Below are 22,118 nucleotides of genomic sequence, written 5' to 3'. Positions count from 1 at the left end.
GCCTTTCTCGTTACACTAATACTTTTTCGCGAAGCTCTTTACTGATCTCATCAGTAATGGCAATAATGTCCTCGGCTACGTGCGTGTTATTTGTGATTACCTTATCGCACTCCTGGCGGTAAGGTAAAAGAAACTCTTTATAGGCGGGTACAACATGGTTGATCCACTTGTACATCACATCATCATGCGAATAACCACGCTCTAACAGATCCCGTTTTAAACGTCGTTGTAAAGCAACATCCTCTTCGGTATCTATAAAGATCCGCATATCCAGCAGGTCGGCAATGCCTTTAAAATGCAGGATAAATAATCCTTCGACAATTAGGATAGGAGCCGGTTTTACTTCTAATATTTTCGGCGTTGCGTTCGGGTTGTTGAAAGTATATTCGGTTTTGTAGACCACTTCATTATTGATCAGCTTTTTAATATCATCAAAAAAGTGCTGCTCATCAATGGTATCTGGTAAATCAAAATTATAAAGCTTATTTTCTTCCGGTGTCATGTTATGAGCAACCGGAATATAATAATCATCCTGCGATACCAGGCATACTTCTTCTGGCTTAAAGTGTTCCAGAAAGCATTTTAGAAAAAAGGTTTTGCCAGACCCGCTTCCGCCGGCAATTCCAATAATATAAGGTTTATTCATTAGCTACGCCGTAACTGATATTTACACGAAAACGCTTATCTAATGCGCCAAGCGACTCTGCAACACTTTTAGTCATTACAATGATCACATCTTTAGTTTGTTCATTGTCTGTAAAAGTACCAACAACTTTTGCAAAAGTTGTACGGTTAGTCATGGGATTGGTAATTTTCATTACTGTACCCACAGGAGCAGTGCGGTGTAGTATCAGTTTTTTATTTGAGTCGAGTGAAGGGTCATCCATCCAGGTAGCTACCCCTTTTTCGTTTTTTTCGAAAAGGCCATAACGCGATGGTGCTTTGTGTTCAACATTTATACTGTCGGCGATACTGTTGATATGTGTAGTATCACGCTTAGTTGTATCAGGTATGGATGAAGCTGCTTGTTGAATAGGGTTTTGTACAGGTGGCTGCTGTGCAGTAGCCGTATTGACGGCTTGTGCGTTACCCTGATGGATGGTTAATACCTGTCCAACTCTAAGGGAACTGCTTTTTAGATTGTTTGTGTTTTTAATATCTTCAACTGTAGTATTGAAACGTTTAGCAAGGCTGTACAGGTATTCGCGTTTGGTAACCTTATATTGTATGCTGCCGTCGGGATTTGTTGTTACGTTGCTATTATCACCCGTTTGATCTGTAGTTGGGGTTGGCTGAGTAACAGCCGGGGTAGGTGCCTGTGCAACGGGTTGTTGCTGAGGCGCTGCCGCAGTTGTTTGCGGTGTAGCCGTTTGTGTGCTACCTCCCTGGTGAATGTTAAGGATCTGGCCAGGCTGCAAATTATTACTTGTTAAATTATTCAGGGCTTTAATATCCTCAACTGTTGTATTAAAACGCTTGGCAATACCGTACAAATATTCGTGCTGGGCAACTTTGTATTGGATGGTGGCACCTGTTTGTGCTGTGTTGGCCGCCGGAGCGCCAGACTGGTTAGCAGGGGCGGGTGGATTAGCTTGTGCTGTAGCCGTTACAAAAGGAAGTTCGGTTGGGACTTTTACCACATCGCCAACATGCAAAGCGGCGTTATTATTAAATTGAACAACCGCTTGTGGTTTTACATTGTATTTGCGGGCTATGCCGTAGTAGGTGTCTTTTGCTGAAACTTTATGCAGGATTACTTTTTTACCGTTTTGGTTTTCAACACCAATCGAATCGATAACCGGATGTGCAAATGTTACGGCACTTATGGCAGTTAAAGATAGGATCAGCAATAATGCTTTTAAATTCATACGGGGTATACTGTCTAATACAGATTTATAACTTTTAAGTTATTACGGTTTTTTAACCATATTAACTGATTTTTATAGTTGATAAACGCCTCGGGTTGCAGTTTTTGTATATCGTCATTAATAATATCCTCAAAAACTAGGTTATGGCCTCTGTCCCAGATAAATAAAAACTGATGTAGCTTGTCCCGGTTAAGCGCGTGCAAAGATACAATTTCAAAATCATTGTGCCTTAGGTAATGTGCCATATTTCCCTCTGGCGTTAATGGCTTTAAGTGCGCGGGTAACTTATCTGCTGGTATCAGCTCGGGAACACGGATTTGGCTGTTAAAGTATTCTACATGAGTTACATCTTCTACACGCTGGCCGGTTTTGTGATCTATTTTAAATAACTTTTTGGGCTGTATACGGCTATCAGAAGCAATTATCCCATCATCTGCCACGCGTTCAAATGTCAGGTTATAATCTGCCCATAGCATTTCGCCACTATGGCTGTCTATTCCGAAAAGCCCCTTATGTAATGGCAATATGTCCGACTGAAATCCATGTAGCAGTATCACGCCATCCTTTGCGGCTTCTAACCCGGTAAGCCATCGGTCATGAAAACCTAAGTCTTTGAAATTGACAACAGCCGGATTTAAGCTGATAGAGGAGAAGCTAACCTGCTTATTTACCACGTCGCGTATCTCAGCAATAAGGACATCTTTTTGCTCGTCTATCTGCATGCGCCAAACTGGAGCATCGAAGGTTTCACTAATAACTATTTTAATTACCATATAGAGATTACAAATATCAATATTATAGTTAATAGGTTAAATTTGTAATGAACAAAGGCCTAAAACCTGCGTTTTACATTCAACTATATATCACTATGGACGCAAATAAAATCAGCCTCGAAGAAGGCAAAGTAAAACCGGTTGTAGACCATCTGAATGTCTACCTTGCTAACTATCATATCCACTATCAAAAACTGCGTGGCTGCCACTGGAATGTAAAAGGCAAAAGCTTTTTTACCCTACACGTTAAATTTGAAGAGCTTTATACTGCGGCTTTAACTACCATTGATGAACTTGCAGAACGTATATTGTCATTAGGTAAGCCGCCAATCAGTACATTCCATGATTATATCAGTACAGCAAAGTTGAAGGAAATTAATACCATTGGCTTAAAAGATGTTGACATGGTGAAGGCCATTATAGAAGATATGGCTGCCTTGATTGAAATGGAACGTGAGATTATGGATCTTACTGCTGAAGCAGGCGACGACGGTACTAACGATATGGTTAACCGCTTTATGCAATTTAAGGAGAAAAACACCTGGATGCTGCGCTCGTTCGTAAACGAAGATTAAAAGGGTAAACCTGTAATATAAATAGAAAGCCCGTTCAATATAAATGAACGGGCTTTATTATGGAATAATATTTATTTATTTAAAATTTCAAGCCGAGTGTTAAAAACACATTGTTATAAGTGCTTTTTAAGTTAGCGCCATAGCTTGTGGCTGTTGCCAGCTCATATGGGAATGCTACGCTGTTGCCCGTAACATGTTGATAGGTAGCATCGATATAATAGCTGCTAAAACGATAGCCGATACCACCACTTGCAGTGTTAATGTTACCGCCATATTGTTTTAATGGATTGCCTTGCAAGCCATAACCACCTCTGAAATACAGTTGCTGTGCCCTGATCTCGGCGCCAACGTGCGCGTTTACTACAGACTTATAAAGCGTTTTAATATCATTATTGTCTGCCTGGGCACCATCGTAGTCAAGATGTATGCTTGAGTAATCCAGATATTCTACATCACCTGTAATAAAGCCATAATCTTTAATAAATACCGCTACACCACCTGATGCCCTGAAAGGCGTACGCAGGTTATAGCTTAATGTATACGGGTCGCCACCAGTACCGGCTGCACCGCCAGCATTTGCATTGCCTGTATAACGGGTAGCTAAGCTTTCACCATAACTGTCATCAATATTGTACCAGGTAGGGGTTGCAATGCTGGCACCAATACGTAATGCGTCTACTGGTTTGTATATAAAGCCTAATTTCAAATTAAAGCCAGTACCTCTCGTCACCTGATCTTGCGTGTACGTTGAAGCATAGGCACGGTTAGTAGGCACGCCCGGGTTACCTTCTAAAATAGATGCAGTACCGGTTTCGTCAAAATAACTCGTGGTATTGTAACGAAGGTCAGTAATGCCCAAGCTCAAGCCCAAATAAAATTTATTGCTATAATTAGCACCTACAGCCAGGTCAACTTCTGATTGCCCGCCTGTGCTGTAAGTAGTTTTTGCCTGGTTTACACCGCTCAATGCATTACTACGGTAGTTGGTACCGTTGGCAGTTTTATCAATTAAATTCTGGTCATAAGCCCATCCTGGTAAAATGCTTTGATCAATACCGGAATTAAATGCCTGCTCAGCATAATAATTTGCAATAGAGCTACTTGGGTTTACACCGTTGTAATAGGTATTTTGATAGAAGTTATTGGTACGGGCGTAAGCAGCGCCAAAGTTAACGCTAAGCCAGCCCTTGTTTTTATCAGCACCTTTTGGTGTATTTACAGGTGCATAAAATACAACGGCAGCATTACTCAGGTTTCCACTGTTTTTGGTAGCCTGTGTAGGGTTACCAAAATAATTGGCTTTCACTTTTGAGCCATTGTACTCTGGCGTAATGCTTAATTCAGAGTGCGTAAAAAAGCCCAAACCCGCCGGGTTATTACTGATAGAGCTAAGGTCGCCGCCTATAGCAGTACCAGCGTTACCCAAGGCTTTTATGCGTGCCGTTCCACCTGGCTGAAAGGTTGAGAACCTTAATGCGTCCTGCGCATACTGGGCGTAAGTTGTTTGTGCAATTGCTACTATAGCAACTGTGCTAAGTAAATATTTGATTTTCATTGATAATGTGCTTTAGATTAAGGTCTTGATGGACGGCCGCCGCCTCCGCCGCTGCTACGGCCACCACCACTGTTGCCGCCACCGCTTGGAAACGAATTACCACGTGTTGTACTTGTATTATCCGGACGGTAAGCAGGGTAATCGCTACGTGAAGGGCGCATCTGCCTTACACCATTACCACCATAATTACCTCTTCCGTTCATGGAGTTGGTACCACGGCCAGGATAATAACCTGCATTAGGGTAAGCGCCGCCGTAACCTATACCACGTACAGAGCGGTTGGCCATACCTGAAACCGGCGCACCCGAACCACGGAAAGGACGTGCAAGTCCGCCACGGGCAGAACCGTAACCATAAGCGGAGTATACCCCCCAGAATGGATAACCACCACCATAGCCTACGCCCCAAACAGAATAGGGCGAATAACCATAGTAACCACCTAAACCATAAGGGTAACCACCATAACCGTAGCCAAAGCCTAATCCGTAATACGGATATCCGTAGCCATAACCATAACCCAGGCCGATACCCAAACTTAAGCCATAACCGCCATAGGCGTAAGAGTTAAGTCCAAGTCCGCCATAAGTTGCCGGAGAATTGTAGTCGTAGTAATAGTAATCGTCATAGTAATTAAAAGGTGTGCTGTAATTAAAACGGTTGATGCGCGATGCGTAGCTATCATAGTAATAGTAGTCGTCATCTGCACCGTTGCCGTTGTCTCCACCATTTGCATACATGTCCTGACGATAGGTGATAGGCATGTCCATTTGGTCACCGGCTTTTGCCTTGGTGTTGTAAACGTCATCATCCGCTGTCGCGTTTGACGCCATCTTTTGTGTTGAACATGAAGCTAATGCCACAATGGCAAACAGCACCGCTCCACGAAATATATTGCGTTTCATCTTGTAATGATTAAATCAGAATTCAAATAAAGTTAAAATTTATAAATTTGGCGACTATTTAACATATTTCAATAGTCAAATTCTATTCCACAATATACATTATGAGCAAGGGGATCATCAGTAAAGACGAAGATTATTCACAATGGTTTAATGACTTAGTAATAAAAGCTGATTTAGCTGAGTATTCTCCGGTTAGGGGCTGTATGATCATCAAACCATACGGTTACTCAATCTGGGAGAAAATGCAGGCCGTGTTAGACAAAATGTTTAAAGACACGGGGCACAGCAATGCTTATTTTCCGCTATTTATACCTAAATCATTCTTCTCAAAAGAGGCCAGTCATGTGGAAGGTTTCGCCAAAGAATGTGCTGTTGTAACACATTACCGTTTAAAGAACGACGGCGAAGGTAATATTATTGTTGATGAAGAAGCCAAATTAGAGGAAGAATTAATTGTAAGGCCAACTTCTGAAACCATTATCTGGAATACTTATAAAGGTTGGATACAATCATACCGCGATTTGCCTATCCTGGTTAACCAATGGGCAAATGTTGTACGCTGGGAAATGCGTACCCGTCTGTTTTTACGTACAAGCGAATTTTTATGGCAGGAAGGCCATACTGCCCATGCCACTGCCGATGAGGCGATTGCAGAGGCCGAGCAAATGTTGGACGTATATGCCGACTTTGCTGAAAATTGGCTGGCAGTACCGGTGGTAAAAGGCCGAAAAACGCCAAACGAGCGCTTTGCCGGCGCCCTTGATACTTATTGTATAGAGGCCTTAATGCAGGATGGTAAAGCCCTGCAGGCAGGCACATCGCACTTTTTAGGGCAGAATTTTGCCAAAGCTTTTGATGTGAAGTTTACCGATAAAGAAAACAAGCTCGATTACGTTTGGGCTACTTCATGGGGGGTGTCCACCCGTTTAATGGGGGCATTGATCATGTCGCACTCTGATGATGCTGGTTTGGTGATTCCGCCAATGCTGGCGCCTATACAGGTGGTTGTAGTGCCGATTTACAAACACGATGAAGAGCTGCAAAACATACGTAATTATGTGAACGGTTTAAGTGCCGAACTGAAAGCAAAAGGTATTTCGGTTAAATTTGATGACCGCGACACACAGCGCCCTGGTTTCAAATTTGCAGAATACGAACTGAAAGGTGTTCCGTTACGTGTGGCCATAGGCAGCCGCGATATGCAAAACGGTACGGTTGAACTTGCACGCCGTGATACTAAAACTAAAGAAACCGTTGCACAGGAGGGTTTGGCTGGCCGTATTGAAGGCTTACTGGAAGAGATTCAAAAAAACATCTTTGAAAAAGCTTTCAAATTCCGCGAAAAGAATACCACGGAAGTAAACGATTACGAAGAATTTAAACGCTTACTTGACGAAAAGCCGGGCTTCCTTTCAGCACATTGGGACGGTACACCAGAAACAGAGCAACGTATTAAAGACGAAACCAAGGCTACAATCCGTTGTATACCTTTAAACAACAAACAAGAGGAAGGCAAATGTATCCTTACCGGCAAACCATCAAGCCAAAGGGTATTATTTGCAAGGGCATATTAAGTTAGTCCATGGTTGATAGTCCATGGTATTTTTAAATTTAAAACTATGGTCCATGAACTATCGACTATGGACCGCGGAACGTACAATGAAATTCGCAACTAAAGCTATACATGCAGGGCAGGAGCCCGATCCATCAACAGGTGCGGTAATGACACCGATATACCAAACGTCGACTTACTGGCAAAAAGCGCCGGGCGATAACCAGGGTTACGAGTACTCTCGCGGAACGAACCCAACCCGTCAGGCACTTGAAGACTGTCTGGCTGCTTTAGAAAATGCAAAATATGGTTTGGCATTCTCAAGTGGCATGGGTGCTACCGATGCTGTAATGAAGCTATTACAACCGGGCGACGAAGTAATCACCGGCAACGACCTTTACGGTGGCTCTTACCGTATCTTCACCAAGATCTTTGCTAATTACGGCATCAAGTATCATTTTCTTGACCTGTCTGATCCTGCAATTATTGATCAGTATGTGAACGAAAACACCAAACTGATCTGGATTGAAACGCCAACTAATCCAACCATGCAGGTGGTAGATATTGAAGCGATTGCACAAAAAGCAAAAGCACATAATCTGAAACTTGTAGTTGATAATACTTTTGCATCGCCATATCTGCAAAACCCGATAGACTTGGGTGCCGATATTGTAATGCACTCGGTTACTAAATACATTGGAGGCCACTCTGACGTAGTAATGGGTGCATTAATGCTGAACGACGATGAATTGTATAAACGCTTATGGTTCATTTACAACTCATGCGGTGCTACTCCCGGACCGATGGACAGTTTCCTGGTACTGCGTGGTATTAAAACACTTCATCTACGTATGAAAGCGCATTGTGAGAACGGGCGTAAGGTAGCCGAGTTTTTAAAAACACATCCAAAGGTTGATAAGATTTACTGGCCAGGTTTTACAGATCATCCGAACCATCATATTGCTGCTAAGCAAATGCGCGATTTTGGCGGCATGATTTCCATTGTTTTGAAGGATGCGGACTTGAAAGAAACCTTCCGCATTGCATCAAACTTTAAAGTATTTACACTGGCCGAATCATTGGGAGGAGTAGAGTCCCTGATCAATCACCCAGCTACAATGACGCATGCTTCTATCCCTAAAGAAACACGCGAAGCAGCAGGTGTAGTGGATAACCTTTTGCGTTTAAGCGTTGGGGTAGAGGACATTGACGATTTATTGGAAGATCTGGAAAAAGCGCTTTCTTAGTATCGGGTAATTAGTATCAAGTATCAAGCTACATTGGTACTTGATACCTGCTACTTGCTACTTGATACTAAAAAAAATGATTCACGACGTTAAAGCTTTTCTTGATGCTAAGGTTGCGCAATACAACCGTCCCGAGTTTATAGAAAACGACCCGATTGTAATTCCCCATAGCTTTACCCTGAAACAAGACATTGAGATCATGGGCTTTTGGGCGGCAATATTAGCTTGGGGACAGCGTGTTACCATCATCAAAAAATGCCGTGAACTCATAACACTTATGGATGGCGCTCCTTATGATTTTATTATCAATCACCAGGAACCGGATCTGAAAAAGCTTTTAACCTTTAAACACCGCACATTTAACGATACCGATACGCTGTATTTTATTCAGTTTTTCAGGTATCATTACGAGAATTTCGACAGCCTGGAGGATGCTTTTTTGAAGCCCCCCGCCCCCCTAAAGGGGGAGGTAGAATCTCAATTGCCTCATTCTAAATATAAATCTTTTATTCCCCCTTTAGGGGGGCAGGGGGTTGAATCATCCCTCAATCATTTTCGCTCATATTTCTTTTCATTACCCGACTATCCGCACCGCACTAAAAAACATATTTCATCGCCATCACAAAAATCAACCTGTAAGCGACTGAATATGTTTTTAAGATGGATGGTGCGTAAAGATGATTGCGGTGTTGATTTTGGACTATGGAACAGGTTGAAACCTGCAGAACTTATTATGCCCTGCGATTTACACGTAGACCGTGTAGCAAGAAATCTAAAACTAATAACCCGCAAACAAACCGATTGGCAAACTGCTGTTGAACTCACAGAACACCTGCGCCAGTTTGATCCGCTCGATCCCGTAAAATATGATTTTGCCTTATTTGGGTTAGGAATAGAAGAAAAGTTTGGTTTTGGCCTGTAGGTATTAAGGTAATTAATATTGAATACTCTTCTTCAAAGGTAGTTAACTATGTTAAATTAAATTATATCTGTTTCTCAGATAATTAATTCCAATGATGAGGAATTCTACAATGATAGAATATAATAAGACATCAAGTACAAAACCGACAAAACCGAGTATGACATTAGCCTTTATAAACAAAGACAGATAAACAAAGGGGTACATGGACACCCTAAAAACAGGGGTGAAAAACCGCACTATCTCGCCGAGTTGCTGGTTGCCATGCTGAACATTAATGATGCTCAGAAAGCCGGCAGTCATGAACAGCAGCATCACGGTAAATATGGTAAGTACCCGGGTAAATTTCATGTATAGGTAAATATATCAGTGTTATATTCATTAACAACAATTTATCACGACTTTTGTAGTAAATGATTTATCATACTAACGATACTATTGTGGCGCTTGCCACTCCTAATGGTTCAGGTGCAATTGGTATTATTCGGTTGTCAGGCCTGGAGGCATTAAGCATTATCCAAAAAGTTTTTAAGGGTAAAGACTTAACTCAACAACCTTCGCATACCATACATTTTGGGCACATCGTTGACGGAGATGTCATTTTAGACGAAGTACTGGTATCGCTTTTTATTGCTCCCAGATCATACACTAGGGAAAACGTTGTTGAGATATCGTGTCACGGTTCAGCATATATCATTGAATCTGTAATTAAGTTACTGATTCGTAAAGGAGCACGTGCTGCACAACCCGGCGAATTTACTTTAAGAGCTTTCTTAAATGGTCAGCTCGATCTCTCACAGGCAGAGGCAGTTGCAGATTTGATTGCAGCTAACTCAAAAGCTTCGCAGCAAACGGCCATGCAGCAGTTGCGCGGAGGTTTTAGCAATCAGCTAAAAGGCCTGCGCGAGCAACTGGTCCACTTTGCATCATTAATTGAATTAGAGCTCGACTTTTCGGAAGAAGACGTAGAGTTTGCCAACCGCGACCAGTTAAAGCAATTGGTTGTGGATATACTGAATATACTCGGCCGACTGATCCAATCATTTGAGCTGGGCAACGCCATAAAAAACGGCATCAATACCGTAATTGCCGGTAGGCCTAATGCTGGTAAATCCACTTTGCTGAATACGCTGTTGAATGAGGAGCGGGCAATTGTAAGCCATATAGCGGGTACAACCAGAGATACCATTGAAGAGATCTTAAATATCAACGGTATCAATTTCCGGCTTACAGATACAGCTGGTATAAGAGAAGCAACAGATACCATTGAAGCCATTGGGGTACAAAAAACAATGGAAAAAATCAATCAGTCGGCAATATTGGTTTATGTATTCGATGCATCTCAAACAACTCAGAAAGATTTAAGCGCAGATATTGAAAGCCTGAAAAGGCCCGGTATGCCAATGCTGATTGTGGCTAATAAGATTGATCTGTTAACCGATGAAGAGGTTTCAGAATTACCGGCATTAGAAAATGTCATCAGTGTATCGGCTAAAGAGAAACAGCATATTGAAGAGCTAAAGAACAAGATCTACCATACAGCAATAAAGAGCGATCTCACAGGCGACGAAACTTTGGTAACTAACATTCGCCACTTGGAAGCACTGCAAAAAACTGAAGAAGCATTAAGCAAAGTATTGTATGGTATCAACAATCCGATTACATCAGACTTTTTAGCAATAGACATTAAACAAGCACTACATTACTTAGGCGAAATTACAGGTACAGTTACCACAGACGATTTGCTGGAAAATATATTTAGTAAGTTCTGTATCGGAAAGTAGTGATTGTCACATTATACGTGGAGGTAAGCGGCTTGATGAGGATCAGCCGGGAAGATCAGCAGCCTCTCCGCTCTTTTGTGCGAGATATTTTGACTTAAAACCGGAAGGCGATTCCCCGGTTTTTATGAAGAACAACCGGCTAAAATAGGCAGGGTCATCGTAACCCAATTCGTAAGCTATTTCTTTAGCAGACATAGCCGTATGCACCAAAAGCCTTTTAGCCTCCAAAATAATGCGGTTTTTGATTACCTCATTTGGCTGCGGCAAGTTCATGCGTTTAAACCTTTGCGTAAGAGTTTTAGGTGCAATCAACATTAGGTCGGCATAGTCAGCAACTGTGTGTTTTTCTTTGTAATGTGCATCAACCAATTGCGTAAATCGCCTGAAAGAATCTGGGTCATTATTTGGGTCACTGAGCACGCCGCCCAGATGCTGCTGTTTCCACAACCGGGTAGATTTAATAAGCAGTTGTTTTAAATAGGTTCGGAGCATTTCCTCCTGTGAAGAGTCTTTAAGCGTAAATTCATTCTCTATCTGAATGAAAAGATGATCAATAAAGGTAGCCTCATGCTCAGGTACGGCCGTCATTGGCATATTGTGAATATTATTGAACAACAAGCCATCGCAGGCAACCTCCTCGTCATGTATCTGGATACAATAGAAGTCACGGTTGTAAAATATAAAATAGCCTGATTCGGAACATAAATTCTCTATCGTTAAAATCTGGTTAGGGCTGATAAAAAACAGCGCCGGGCATTCGGTCTCATAAATGTTAAAATCCACTTTTATTTTGCATCCTTTAGGCAGGTACATGACTTTGATATAAGCCTTATAAGTATCAGAATTGATCATATCAAGACTTTCGGTATTTACAAGTATCAATCCTATGGTTTTAAGGCTTGCGTCAAAAATATTTTGTTTCATGTTCGTATGATGATAATAACTTAAACAAGTAATGTATGCCGGCTTTATGTTCTTAATGAACTTGCCTGACGGTCCGAACTCCGGCAGGCAAGTGTTGTTGAAACGCTTTAAAGTTATTTGGAAAGATGATAACTTTCAAAACAGCGATTGGTATGCTTATCTTTCCCTGATCATCCGGTTATACTCAATGAGCTGATGAGGCCGTCTTTGAAACCAAAGTGAAACTGAAGTACGGCAGGGCTTCCGGGAAACTCACCCGATACCTCGGCGGACAACAAGCTCTCCGTCTCCGTTCCCTCATAATTAAGCGGCGTTAATTCGGTGTGGTATTCACGATCTGATTTTTCGATCCATTCTTGAATCTCTTTCTTACCCTTATGGGTCTTACCCTCGTCATGTACAATGGCCGTAGCTGTAAAGCATTCAACATATGCCAGGCTGTCGTGATTATTCTGAGCTTCTACTAAGCTTGCTACTACTTTGTGTAAATTCATGGTTGTATGTATTTATTTATATGTTAAATAGTTGGTATGGTTCCGCCGTCAATTACAAATTCGGTACCTGTTAAATAGCCAGCTCGCGGCGAGACCAGGAAGCCAACTAAATCTGCTACTTCTTCCGGCTGGGCGGGCCTGCCCATAGGTATCCCGCCTAAGGCATGCATCACGCTATTGGTAGCTTCATCTTTAGTAATATTCGAGCTTTTGGAGATCCGCTCCATCATTCGTTCGGAAGCATCGGTCATGATCCAGCCCGGCGAAACGGTGAGCACACGTACACCTTTGGATGCCACCTCTTTTGAAAGGCCCTTGCTATAATTGATCAGGCCTGCTTTTGCAGCGGCATAGGGTAACGTTGATTCGTATAATGGAAGTTTACCCTGTATTGAACCTATGTGGATAATGACGCCATTTCCACGCTCCAGCATTTGCGGCAGAAAGCCTCTGTCTAAACTTACCGGTGCCAGCAGGTTTGTACGGATAGAAGTTTCCCAGTCTTCATTAGTTAATACTCCAAATCCGCCGCCGGGCGTATCTGAACCGCCAAGGTTGTTGATCAGAATATCCAGCCTGCCAAATTTTGTGAGTATTTCACTAACCACTTTTTCGGTTCCCTCAATATGGCTAAGATCAGCCGGAATAAAATGTAGTTCCAGATCATCGTCTACAGGTTTGTTTCTTGCAGTGATAATCACCGTTGCACCGGCCGCCTGCAAATTTTTGGCAATGGCTTTACCAGCGCCCTTTGTTCCTCCTGTTACCAGGGCTATCTTTCTTTCCAGCTCATTTGAGAAATTATATTCGTGTCTCATAGGTATTTGTTTTTGTACAAATTTCGGTAGTACATAAACCCCTAACAAGTACGGGCTTACGATTCATATAGGGAGAAATTTATCCCTATTGTTCACATCAGGCAGTACCTCTATATTTGTATTTATGTATGAACGAAAGATCTTACCCCATCTTAATTGCGGCCTTGACCTGGTAGGAGAAGTACTTTATGGAAAGTGGAAGATCCGGATATTATGGTTCATTCATGAGGGTCATAAACGCCCCAGTGAACTACAGCGTAAGATACCTGATGTTTCCAGGAGGGTTTTGAATATCCAACTAAAAGAGCTGGAGGACCACGAACTTGTCATGCGTAAGATCTACCCGGTTATGCCCCCCAAAGTAGAATACACCCTGACGGAATTCGGCATAACACTGATACCATTGATCCATGCTATAGGGCTTTGGGGCGATGAACACGAGGATCGCCTGAAAAAAGTAATATTAAAACAATTCGCTCATACCGAAACGGAGACTGAACATTAATAACTTATTGGTTTAAGATTTACTATACATTCTTCGCTTAAGGCTTGGATCGGTCATATTGCCCGGGCCGGTAAAACATTAAGTTATAGTGAGCTAAGGAGCTGATAACAGGTAAAAAGGTATATGTTGCCGTGGCCTCCGGCGGCGAGTATTCTGATGGACCGTACCAACGTCATTATTTTGTAGTTCCCTATCTTAAAAGCATCCTCGGATTTTTAGGCATGACCGATGTTACCGTATACCGAGCAGAAGGACTTAACATTCTGGGGCTGCAGGAAACTGCCTTGAAAAAAAAAGTTATTGCAGAAATAGAACTTACAACGCCATAAGCAATGATAAGTCTGACTGTCTTGAATAGTGATATGGCAGCATATTCATTTTTCAGAAATTCAGGCCAAAATTATAACCCAAGAGACAGCACCAAAACATGGGTAATGCCTCTTGGGTTTAGTTGTTTAACTTCAATAAGTTAAGCGTTGATGAATTCAAGTATATCCTTGTTGATAATTTCGGCTTCTGTAGTTGGCATGCCGTGTGAAAATCCAGGATATATGATCAGCTTCCCTTTTTTCAACAACTGAGCAGCTTTAACCGCTGTGGTTTGATACGGCACTATCTGATCATCGTCACCGTGCAAAACAAGTACCGGGAAATCTACACTTTTCAGATCTTCGGTAAAGTCAGTTTCTGAAAAAACTTTGATGCAATCATAATGCGCTTTTATGCTTCCCATCATTCCTTGTCTCCACCAATTGTCCTGAATTCCTTTTTTGATGTCGGCACCTTCCCGATTATATCCGTAGAAAGGTATGGTAAGATCCTGATAAAACTGTTGCCTGTTAAACCTGGTGTTGTGGCGAATATCGTCAAAAACAGCCAAAGGTACTCCGTCCGGATTATTTTCATCCTGGATCATATAAGGTGTGATGGCACTGATCAGAACCACCTTGGCTACCCGTTCTTTACCATATTTTGCCGCATATCTTATCGCTTCGCCACCACCTGTAGAATGGCCGATGTGGATCACGTCCTTCAGGTCCAGAAAGTTCACCAGTTCTGCAACATCAGCTGCATAAGTATCCATATCGTTGCCTGTGAAGGTTTGGGTTGATCTGCCATGACCTCTTCTGTCATGGGCGATGACCCTAAATCCCTGCTCAAGGAAAAACATCATTTGCGCATCCCAATCGTCTGATGACAGTGGCCAGCCATGATGAAAAAAGATAGGCTGTCCTTTTCCTAAATCTTTAAAATAAATCTCTGTACCGTCTTTTACTGTTAATCTGTTCATGGTTTTAGTTTTAATTGTTTGTTGATATATGATTTATGGTCTGAAATATTTGTTGTTTGTTAACAGTACAAAGTTGGGCAGAATGTCATGGAAAGGGAATGGACAAATAGACAACACTCTTGTACATTTTTCCCTTCACCCAATATTTGTCCCATTGCTCCATATTTATGGATTCAGTAGGCTCAAAGCCAGCCATAGATAGCTTTTGCTATATATCTGCAGTCAGTAGATAAACTTTTTAAGTTGCTGATTGCGACAATGAGTAAGAGCCGTGGTTATAGATGCACAAATAGACTAAATGGAACCTGAAATAAATAAGAAAAGATTATTGCTGCTCACTGTCCCTCTAACCAGGCTAAAAACTCAGCGGCTTTTATTTTACTCACTATAATTGTTTCCGGTGTTTCTACAGATAGTTTAACTGCCAGTTTACGGGAAAAAAATCGTTCAACACCGGTAACAGCATTCCGGTTAATAAGGTATTGTCGGTTGGCGCGATAGAATATTTGGGGATCAATAATTTTTTCGAGTTCGTCCAAACTGGTGGTCAGGTAATATTGCTGATGTTGCAGCATATGTGCCCGAATAACGGTATTTTCCAGACAGAAGTAAGCAACATCTTTTATTAAAACAGGAATTATTTTTTCTCTGTGATTAATCAGGAGGCTGGTTTTATAGGCAGGTTTCATCTGTCTCATTAGCCTTTGCAGTGCAACAACTATCATGTCTTTTTCAGACTGTTGACGAAGCATTGCCAGTTTGTCCAGCGCTTGTTTTATTTTATCAGGCTGTACAGGTTTAAGCAGGTAGCTGATGGCATTGGTTTCAAAAGCTTGTAGCAAATATTCATCAAAGGCAGTACAAAAGATAATTGGACATGAAATTTTTACCTTTTCGTAAATTTCAAAACTCAACCCGTCGGCCAGATGAATATCTGAAAAAATCAGATCAGGCATATCATTTTGATTTAGCCAGCCAATAGCCTCCTCTACAGATTCTATCATACCTGTAATAGTCACTTCATGGTTGATCCGCCTGATCGTATCTGCCAGTTGACGTGCCAAAGGTGCTTCATCTTCAATGATCAGTACTTTCATAAATTAATGGTAGTGCAACTAAAAAAAGGTCGTCCGTTTTTTCGATGCTTATGGTTTCGTTAAAAAGCAGGCGGTAACGATCTGCAATATTACCAAGCCCGATACCAGATGAGGTAGTAACTGAACTGCGCAGTTGAATATTATTAGTGATGATTAATTTCTTTCCAACAGTATAAAGCCTGATCTTTAATGGCCTGGCTGTTGATGTAATATTATGCTTTATCGCATTTTCCATAAGCAATTGCAGTGTCAGCGGAGGGATTTTACAGTTTAAAAAATGCTTGGGCACATCTATCGAAATACTGATCGCCTGCTCTAAACGCGTTTTAATGATATAAAGATATGACTCTGTAAAAGTTAATTCTTCCTGCAGCAATACGCAATCTTTTTTTTGGTGACTTAGCAGGTACCTGTATACATCGGCCAGATGTTGCACATAATCAGCAACTGGTTGTTCCCTGGTAAGCGTTGTAATATTGCTAAACGCGTTAAACAGGAAATGCGGGCTAAGCTGTTCTTTTAAAATGGACATATCAGCCTGCAGTTGCGCCTGTTTTAGAGCCGCGAGTTCCAGCTGGCTTTGTTCTTTTTCTTTTACTTCATGCAAATGAAACACCAGGAAGGCATTCAGTACATTAAAAAGTGTGCCTCTGAAAAGGATAGGTAAAAGCAATAATTTGTGATCTCCTAACGACGCGCCACCGAAGAATTTATCCATCCCGGTAATAGTGTATTGTAAAAGAAATGAGAAACAAAAACCACAAATAATGGAAACAGCAAAGAACGTTAACCTGCTGAATTTTCCTTTTTTGAAATATTCTGTCTGTATAAAATATTGGTTGCTTATCCAGGAAATTACTGAAAAAATAAAGTAAGATAGTGTTACCAGTAAGTATTGGACAATACCGGAAAACATCGATGGCCGGGCCACTACCACCATTACTGCAATCAGCAGGCAAACCGGGAGGCCTATCTTCAGATTGTATCTTTTCACCAAATCAAATATAAAACTATCCTACAATTGTGCCATCGCTCAAATCAATAATACGGTCGCTGTTTTTTGCAAAGTCATCGTCGTGCGTTACGGCAATAATAGTTTGCCCTTGTGCCCTAGTTAGCTCTTTAAAAATTTCAAATACTACATTGGTGTTTTTAGAGTCGAGGTTACCGGTTGGCTCATCGCCCATAATAATTGTCGGATCGTTGATCAAAGCTCTTGCGATAGCAACCCGTTGCTGCTGCCCCCCGGATAACTTTCCGGCCATTTTTAGGGCTTGTGTTTCCAGTCCTAAAAGTTTAAGATGCTGCAATGCTTTAAACTCAATTTCATCTTTATGCTTTTTATTAAGTTTTAGTGCAGGCAACATCACATTATCGATAACGGAAAACTCGGGCAGCAGGTAATGAAACTGAAAAACAAAGCCGATATGTTCATTGCGGAATGCCGCAAGTGCATTTTGTGTTTGTCCTGTAAGCTTTTCGCTATTGATTGTAAGGCTGCCCTCATAATCGGTATCCATGGTAGATAAAACATATAATAAAGTAGATTTACCAGAGCCGGATTTTCCGGTAAGGGACAGAAACTCACCTTTATTAACTTCAATACTGATACCTTTTAAAACCTGAAACTTTTCAGGCTCATAAAAATATTTGACGATCTGTTCTGCTTTTAACGCAATTGCTTTTGACATACTATCCTCTTATAATTTCTACAGGATCAATTTTAGACGCTTTCCTGGCGGGCAGATAACCAGCGATGGTTGTTATGAACAGGCCGAAGACGAAGGCCATCAGATAGTCCTTCAGATGATAAGTCATCGGTAGTGTTTCCAGACCGGCGAGCCGAAAAGGGATATGATTAATCAATTTGGCAATGACAAATCCCAATAACATGCCGGCAATACCTCCGGCTATACCGATAACTACTGCTTGTGTCAGAAATATTTCTGTAATATCCTTTCCGGAAAATCCCATCGCTTTAAGTATTGCAATTTCTCTGATCTTTTCATTGATTGTCATATTCATGATGTTGTAGATACCAAAACCGGCTACAATAAGTATGGTGAGTGATACAGCAATAGCAATGATATTCCGTAACTGCGAACCGGCTTCAAGTTGTTGATTTGCCGTTTGCCAGCTTTCTACTTTATAAGGAATCACCGAGGCAATGCGCGCCACCAGCGAGGCCGTTTGCTCATAATTGCGGACGTTGATCTGAAGGTCGGTTACGTAATTCTGGTTTTCTGAAAGTAGTTGCCGTGCTGAGGCTATATTAATATAAGCTTTTGATTTATCTACAGATTTAACGTTGGTGCGATATATCCCAATCAGTTTATAGTTATGGCTAATGCCGTCAGACGTAAGAATGTTAATATTGTCATCAATATTTACGCTCAGGCTGGTGGCCAGATCTGCGCCCAGTATAATGCCGTCTGTCCGGTATTGGAGATCATTCCATCTACCTATAAGCATGTAGTCTGCAATGCCGAATACACTGTTTTCATTTACAACATCTACACCGGATAAGATACCGTTCAGCTTATTGCCGCTATTCCGGAAAAAAACGTTGATGTTAACTTGCGGGGTAACAGCTATTACATTCTTTTGCTTTTGCACCAGTGCCTTAATTGGTAGTATGTTTTTTATGCCTGTAGTATACTGTATCAATTTTGCGTTCCGCAGATATACTGCTGTATGAGTAGGGTAGGCCCGGCTCACCAGGTTGGTTTGATCAGCGGGACCATCATTGTATACCCGGATATGCGCCAGTGAAGTAAAGGCAAGCTGTGTCTGCGTATCATTGACCCCAGCCATAAAGCTGTTCATGAAAATATACATCGAAATACCAAACGTAACGCCAAGCATAGCCACTAACGTTTGTCTCACCTTGGCGGTAAGATGCACCTTTGCTATTTTAAGATTAGTACTTAACATTTTTAATCGGCATTAGGCAGTGTTAACACCTCATTTCCGCTGAGTCCGCCGGTTACTTCTGTCCATTCCAGGGTCCGGATTCCAGTATTTATTTTTCTCTTTTGCCGGTTGATCCATACATAATGATCATTAACCACAACTGATGAGGGAATTACCAGTGCGTTTTTCTTTTCCTCAACAATGATATTACCCTGTAACTGCGCGCCATTAAGCGGATGCAGAGGAGCTGTTTTAAACATTGCTTCAATAATAAAAGCCTGGTCCGTCACGTTAAACGCCGGATAAATTTTACTAACCAGTGCCTCATAATTTTTATCCTTTTCATTGTTCATCGAAACCAGCACCCGCTGTCCGATCCTGATCCGGTTGATATCTTCTTCTGCAATATCCAGTTTGATCACCGTATGTCCGGTTCCCAGCATGGCAATCACATCACCGCGTCGCACATAATCTCCTGGCTTTTTAGCCAAATTCATTACCACACCCGGTCCTTTACTGCTCAATTGGTAAAAATTATTATTTTCCTTTTGCAGTTGATACTGTGCTGCAGCATTCTCCACATTTAACCGGAGGTTTCGCAACAGATCGTCAAGATTCTTTTTTAGTATATTAAGGTTGGCAACAGAACTTTGGAAATTGAGTTTTGCATTTTCAAAATCGTTTTCAGACACCGCTTTCGTTGTTACCAAACGGCTGTAACGGGCATAGTTAGCAGAATCTACTGATAATTTTTTACGCCCCTGAAGAATCTGTATCTGAAGTTGTGTGATCTGCGGCGACCCTGCATTAGCGTTAGCCTTGGCGTAATTGAGATTTGTTAATGCGTTGGCAACCTGTGTATTTTGTATATCGTTGTTTAAACAAAAAAGCATCTGTCCTGCCTGCACTGTGTCGCCCTCATGCACATAAGATTTGCTGATGAAACCATCTGCATTAGCCATAATGGTATATTGCCCTGCATTCTCTAAATGGCCGCTGCCGAATACAGCATCTACAATAGTTCTTCTTTCGGGCCTGATCTCATTTTTAGGCTTGCAACCACTTATAAGAATGATACATATTAGTGCGAGCTGGAATTGATATTTCATATTTATAGAACTTATTGACGTGAATAGATAACAGCCCTGTTTGACAGCAACAGAGAAAGATTATTGAGGTAATTATTTTCGGCGGCGAGGTAATCTTGAAATGCTTTTAGATAGGTATCAATGGCAGCTATACCTTCTATGTATTTTCGCTGGTTTAAATAAAGATTATCGCTGTAAAGATGAAATGCCACAGCCGATGATTGAACCATTATATGATAAGTGGCCTCGTTTTGAAGTGTAAGCTGATCGTTTATTTCGCTTTGTACACTGCTGTTCTGATACTGAAGTTGAGCTATTTTTTGCTGGGATGTAGCAGACCGGAATTTGTTAATATTACTGAAACCGGTGAAAATGGGCACACTGATGTTAATGCCGATATAGCGATACGCATTCCAGGAATTACTTTCCATAGACAGTCCGAAATTGTCGCGGAACTGCTGACCGCCTAAATAGCTTACCACGGCTATTTTGGGTAAAAACGAGCTCTGTGTCAAACCGGTCTGCAGCTTTGCCAAATCCGCTTGTTTTTGATAAATGCCCAGGCTTTTATCCGGCTGCATCAACACGGGAATCATTACCTGTAACGAATCAAGTTTAAGACCTTCGGAAAACGCAAGTTGTGTTTTAACACCTGCGCCCAGCAAAATTTTAAGATTCTCTACGCTTTGATTAAAAAGCTGACTGCTTTGCGCTTTATTCTGCGCTATGTTTTGGCAATTAATGGCAGACTGATTAACGGCTAACTGGTCCCCCAAGCCCTTGTTCAATCGCTGACGCGATAAAATCAGCATACTGTCTGCCACAAGGCTGTCTTTATTATTAATCAGAAGTGCATTTTTCGCAATCAGAGCTGAATAATATAACCGGGCAACCTGCTCTTTCAGCGTTTGTAAAAAGGCATCCTGCTGCAGTTTACTTAACTCGATGTTCTGCCTGGCGATCTTAGTCTCCAGTATATTTGTCCAGTCAAACAAGCTTTTCGACAAGGTAATGCCGGTATTATACACATATTTGCGCCCAAACTGCGCATTGTAAACAGTGCCTGGATGTCCAATCAATTCACCGGGTATGGGTGTAACAGCTAAATGAAGGTTGTCTGTACCATTAAAACTTGCAGAAGCATTGGGGTAGATAGTAGCCAGGGTAGCTTTGTAATTATATCTGGCCTGCCTGATCTGTTCCAGATAAACCGCTTGTGTAGGGTTATGTTGCGTAGCAATGTCAATGGCTGCCTTTAGCGAACTAATTTTAAGTGTGTCACTGTTGGCCTGCGCCATCACATCGCAGGTAAAGATGTAACTGCAAAAAATAAAAATTAAACGAGTGGATAATTTCATACCTAATTATTTAGACGTTTCCATTCGCGGGTCTGACTCAAAAAACCTGATCTGACTTTCACTTCAAGATCTTTATTGTTTTTAAGGGATAAATTACAAGGAAACTCCTTGCCTTTGGCAGGGGCATATATTTTACCCTCCCAATGCCCGTTGGTAAAAGTCAAATCTTTAAAAATGATAGTGCCTACTTTAACTTTATTCTGAGAGGTATTAACCTGGATCAGCTTTCCGAAATATTGACCCCGTTCTTTATAAAATTCAACTTTTCCGTTTTCATCAGGACTTTGATAAATACCAATAATTGCATCAGGTTCTTTAGCGGTTTGTGCCAATGAATCTGCCGCTGCCATCATCAGTAAGACAGATAATGCAAAAAATGATTGAGATAGAATTTTCATATACCGTTCGCGCTATAATTAGTCAAAGCTAATTTTGACGATAGTAGCACTATCATT

Annotated in this window: 24 protein-coding genes; 7 read left to right on the top strand and 17 right to left on the bottom strand. The window is 41.5% G+C overall.

The features are described from left to right. Positions 1–10 precede the first annotated feature (10 nt). Genes PQ461_RS12240 through PQ461_RS12230 form a run of 3 tightly spaced genes read right to left on the bottom strand, consistent with a single transcriptional unit; the run spans position 11 to position 2,641 of the window. Entirely contained in the window at positions 11–646 is a 636-nt protein-coding gene (locus tag PQ461_RS12240; RefSeq protein ID WP_274205808.1) for a uridine kinase family protein, read from the bottom strand. Continuing rightward, positions 639–1,868, bottom strand: a complete 1,230-nt coding sequence (locus tag PQ461_RS12235; RefSeq protein WP_274205807.1) for a LysM peptidoglycan-binding domain-containing protein — start codon at positions 1,866–1,868, stop codon at positions 639–641. The genes PQ461_RS12240 and PQ461_RS12235 overlap by 8 nt, the downstream gene beginning before the upstream one ends. A gap of 14 nt (positions 1,869–1,882) precedes the next feature. After that, complete coding sequence (locus PQ461_RS12230; RefSeq protein WP_274205806.1) at positions 1,883–2,641, bottom strand: DUF4905 domain-containing protein; 759 nt, start codon at positions 2,639–2,641, stop codon at positions 1,883–1,885. A 95-nt stretch (positions 2,642–2,736) separates the two neighbouring features. On the opposite strand from PQ461_RS12230, the gene PQ461_RS12225 reads away from it, so the two are divergent. After that, a complete protein-coding gene (locus PQ461_RS12225) occupies positions 2,737–3,216 on the top strand; it encodes a Dps family protein (RefSeq protein ID WP_274205805.1) in 480 nt (159 codons plus the stop codon). 79 nt (positions 3,217–3,295) lie between these two features. Here PQ461_RS12225 and PQ461_RS12220 read toward each other — a convergent pair whose 3' ends face one another. Both PQ461_RS12220 and PQ461_RS12215 read right to left on the bottom strand, forming a co-directional pair. Further along, positions 3,296–4,771, bottom strand: coding sequence for an OmpP1/FadL family transporter (locus tag PQ461_RS12220; RefSeq protein WP_274205804.1), 1,476 nt, complete (start codon positions 4,769–4,771; stop codon positions 3,296–3,298). 17 nt (positions 4,772–4,788) lie between these two features. Further along, positions 4,789–5,673 carry a hypothetical protein gene (locus tag PQ461_RS12215; RefSeq protein WP_274205803.1) on the bottom strand — a complete coding sequence of 295 codons (885 nt, stop codon included), beginning with the start codon at positions 5,671–5,673 and terminating at the stop codon, positions 4,789–4,791. A 101-nt stretch (positions 5,674–5,774) separates the two neighbouring features. Here PQ461_RS12215 and proS point away from each other — a divergent pair, with 101 nt between their 5' ends. The 3 genes from proS (at position 5,775) to PQ461_RS12200 (ending at position 9,394) form a co-directional block, all read left to right on the top strand. Continuing rightward, a complete protein-coding gene (gene proS / locus PQ461_RS12210) occupies positions 5,775–7,247 on the top strand; it encodes a proline--tRNA ligase (RefSeq protein ID WP_274205802.1) in 1,473 nt (490 codons plus the stop codon). 85 nt (positions 7,248–7,332) lie between these two features. Continuing rightward, complete coding sequence (locus PQ461_RS12205; RefSeq protein WP_274304008.1) at positions 7,333–8,472, top strand: cystathionine gamma-synthase; 1,140 nt, start codon at positions 7,333–7,335, stop codon at positions 8,470–8,472. Positions 8,473–8,548: 76 nt separating this feature from the next. Next, entirely contained in the window at positions 8,549–9,394 is an 846-nt protein-coding gene (locus PQ461_RS12200) for a TIGR02757 family protein (RefSeq protein WP_274205801.1), read from the top strand. Positions 9,395–9,445: 51 nt separating this feature from the next. Here PQ461_RS12200 and PQ461_RS12195 read toward each other — a convergent pair whose 3' ends face one another. Beyond that, positions 9,446–9,742: a hypothetical protein gene (locus tag PQ461_RS12195; protein WP_274205800.1), complete on the bottom strand. Its 297-nt coding sequence runs from the start codon at positions 9,740–9,742 to the stop codon at positions 9,446–9,448. A gap of 62 nt (positions 9,743–9,804) precedes the next feature. On the opposite strand from PQ461_RS12195, the gene mnmE reads away from it, so the two are divergent. Next, entirely contained in the window at positions 9,805–11,175 is a 1,371-nt protein-coding gene (gene mnmE / locus PQ461_RS12190) for a tRNA uridine-5-carboxymethylaminomethyl(34) synthesis GTPase MnmE (RefSeq protein WP_274205799.1), read from the top strand. Positions 11,176–11,217: 42 nt separating this feature from the next. Here the strand turns inward: mnmE and PQ461_RS12185 are convergent, their stop codons facing one another. The 3 genes from PQ461_RS12185 to PQ461_RS12175 form a co-directional block, all read right to left on the bottom strand. Continuing rightward, positions 11,218–12,099, bottom strand: a complete 882-nt coding sequence (locus PQ461_RS12185) for a helix-turn-helix domain-containing protein (protein ID WP_274205798.1) — start codon at positions 12,097–12,099, stop codon at positions 11,218–11,220. Positions 12,100–12,269: 170 nt separating this feature from the next. After that, entirely contained in the window at positions 12,270–12,593 is a 324-nt protein-coding gene (locus PQ461_RS12180; protein WP_274205797.1) for a nuclear transport factor 2 family protein, read from the bottom strand. A gap of 23 nt (positions 12,594–12,616) precedes the next feature. Further along, entirely contained in the window at positions 12,617–13,411 is a 795-nt protein-coding gene (locus PQ461_RS12175) for an SDR family oxidoreductase (protein ID WP_274205796.1), read from the bottom strand. 124 nt (positions 13,412–13,535) lie between these two features. On the opposite strand from PQ461_RS12175, the gene PQ461_RS12170 reads away from it, so the two are divergent. Both PQ461_RS12170 and PQ461_RS12165 read left to right on the top strand, forming a co-directional pair. Next, positions 13,536–13,916, top strand: a complete 381-nt coding sequence (locus PQ461_RS12170; protein ID WP_274205795.1) for a winged helix-turn-helix transcriptional regulator — start codon at positions 13,536–13,538, stop codon at positions 13,914–13,916. A 131-nt stretch (positions 13,917–14,047) separates the two neighbouring features. Beyond that, positions 14,048–14,245 (top strand): NAD(P)H-dependent oxidoreductase, encoded by a 198-nt coding sequence (locus tag PQ461_RS12165; protein WP_274205794.1) that lies wholly within the window; start codon positions 14,048–14,050, stop codon positions 14,243–14,245. A 140-nt stretch (positions 14,246–14,385) separates the two neighbouring features. On the opposite strand, the gene PQ461_RS12160 is transcribed toward PQ461_RS12165, so the two are convergent. The 8 genes from PQ461_RS12160 to PQ461_RS12125 all read right to left on the bottom strand — a co-directional run bounded on the left by PQ461_RS12160 (position 14,386) and on the right by PQ461_RS12125 (position 22,061). Next, on the bottom strand, positions 14,386–15,207 hold the full coding sequence (locus PQ461_RS12160) for an alpha/beta fold hydrolase (protein ID WP_274205793.1): 822 nt from the start codon (positions 15,205–15,207) through the stop codon (positions 14,386–14,388). Positions 15,208–15,542: 335 nt separating this feature from the next. Beyond that, a complete protein-coding gene (locus PQ461_RS12155) occupies positions 15,543–16,304 on the bottom strand; it encodes a LytR/AlgR family response regulator transcription factor (protein WP_274205792.1) in 762 nt (253 codons plus the stop codon). Further along, positions 16,285–17,298 carry a sensor histidine kinase gene (locus tag PQ461_RS12150; RefSeq protein ID WP_274205791.1) on the bottom strand — a complete coding sequence of 338 codons (1,014 nt, stop codon included), beginning with the start codon at positions 17,296–17,298 and terminating at the stop codon, positions 16,285–16,287. Before PQ461_RS12150 ends, PQ461_RS12155 begins: the two co-directional genes overlap by 20 nt. Before the next feature lie 16 nt (positions 17,299–17,314). Further along, positions 17,315–17,995 carry an ABC transporter ATP-binding protein gene (locus PQ461_RS12145; RefSeq protein ID WP_274205790.1) on the bottom strand — a complete coding sequence of 227 codons (681 nt, stop codon included), beginning with the start codon at positions 17,993–17,995 and terminating at the stop codon, positions 17,315–17,317. Between the two features lies 1 nt (position 17,996). Next, positions 17,997–19,238: an ABC transporter permease gene (locus PQ461_RS12140; protein WP_274205789.1), complete on the bottom strand. Its 1,242-nt coding sequence runs from the start codon at positions 19,236–19,238 to the stop codon at positions 17,997–17,999. 2 nt (positions 19,239–19,240) lie between these two features. Beyond that, the gene (locus PQ461_RS12135; protein ID WP_274205788.1) at positions 19,241–20,326 is read right to left on the bottom strand and encodes an efflux RND transporter periplasmic adaptor subunit; all 1,086 of its coding nucleotides are present in this window, start codon (positions 20,324–20,326) and stop codon (positions 19,241–19,243) included. Between the two features lie 11 nt (positions 20,327–20,337). Beyond that, the gene (locus PQ461_RS12130; RefSeq protein ID WP_274205787.1) at positions 20,338–21,663 is read right to left on the bottom strand and encodes a TolC family protein; all 1,326 of its coding nucleotides are present in this window, start codon (positions 21,661–21,663) and stop codon (positions 20,338–20,340) included. Between the two features lie 2 nt (positions 21,664–21,665). Further along, entirely contained in the window at positions 21,666–22,061 is a 396-nt protein-coding gene (locus tag PQ461_RS12125; protein ID WP_274205786.1) for a DUF2147 domain-containing protein, read from the bottom strand. Between the last annotated feature and the right edge of the window lie 57 nt (positions 22,062–22,118).

This window comes from Mucilaginibacter sp. KACC 22063 (assembly GCF_028736115.1).
Taxonomy (GTDB): domain Bacteria; phylum Bacteroidota; class Bacteroidia; order Sphingobacteriales; family Sphingobacteriaceae; genus Mucilaginibacter.
This window is presented reverse-complemented; position numbering and strand designations above follow the sequence as displayed.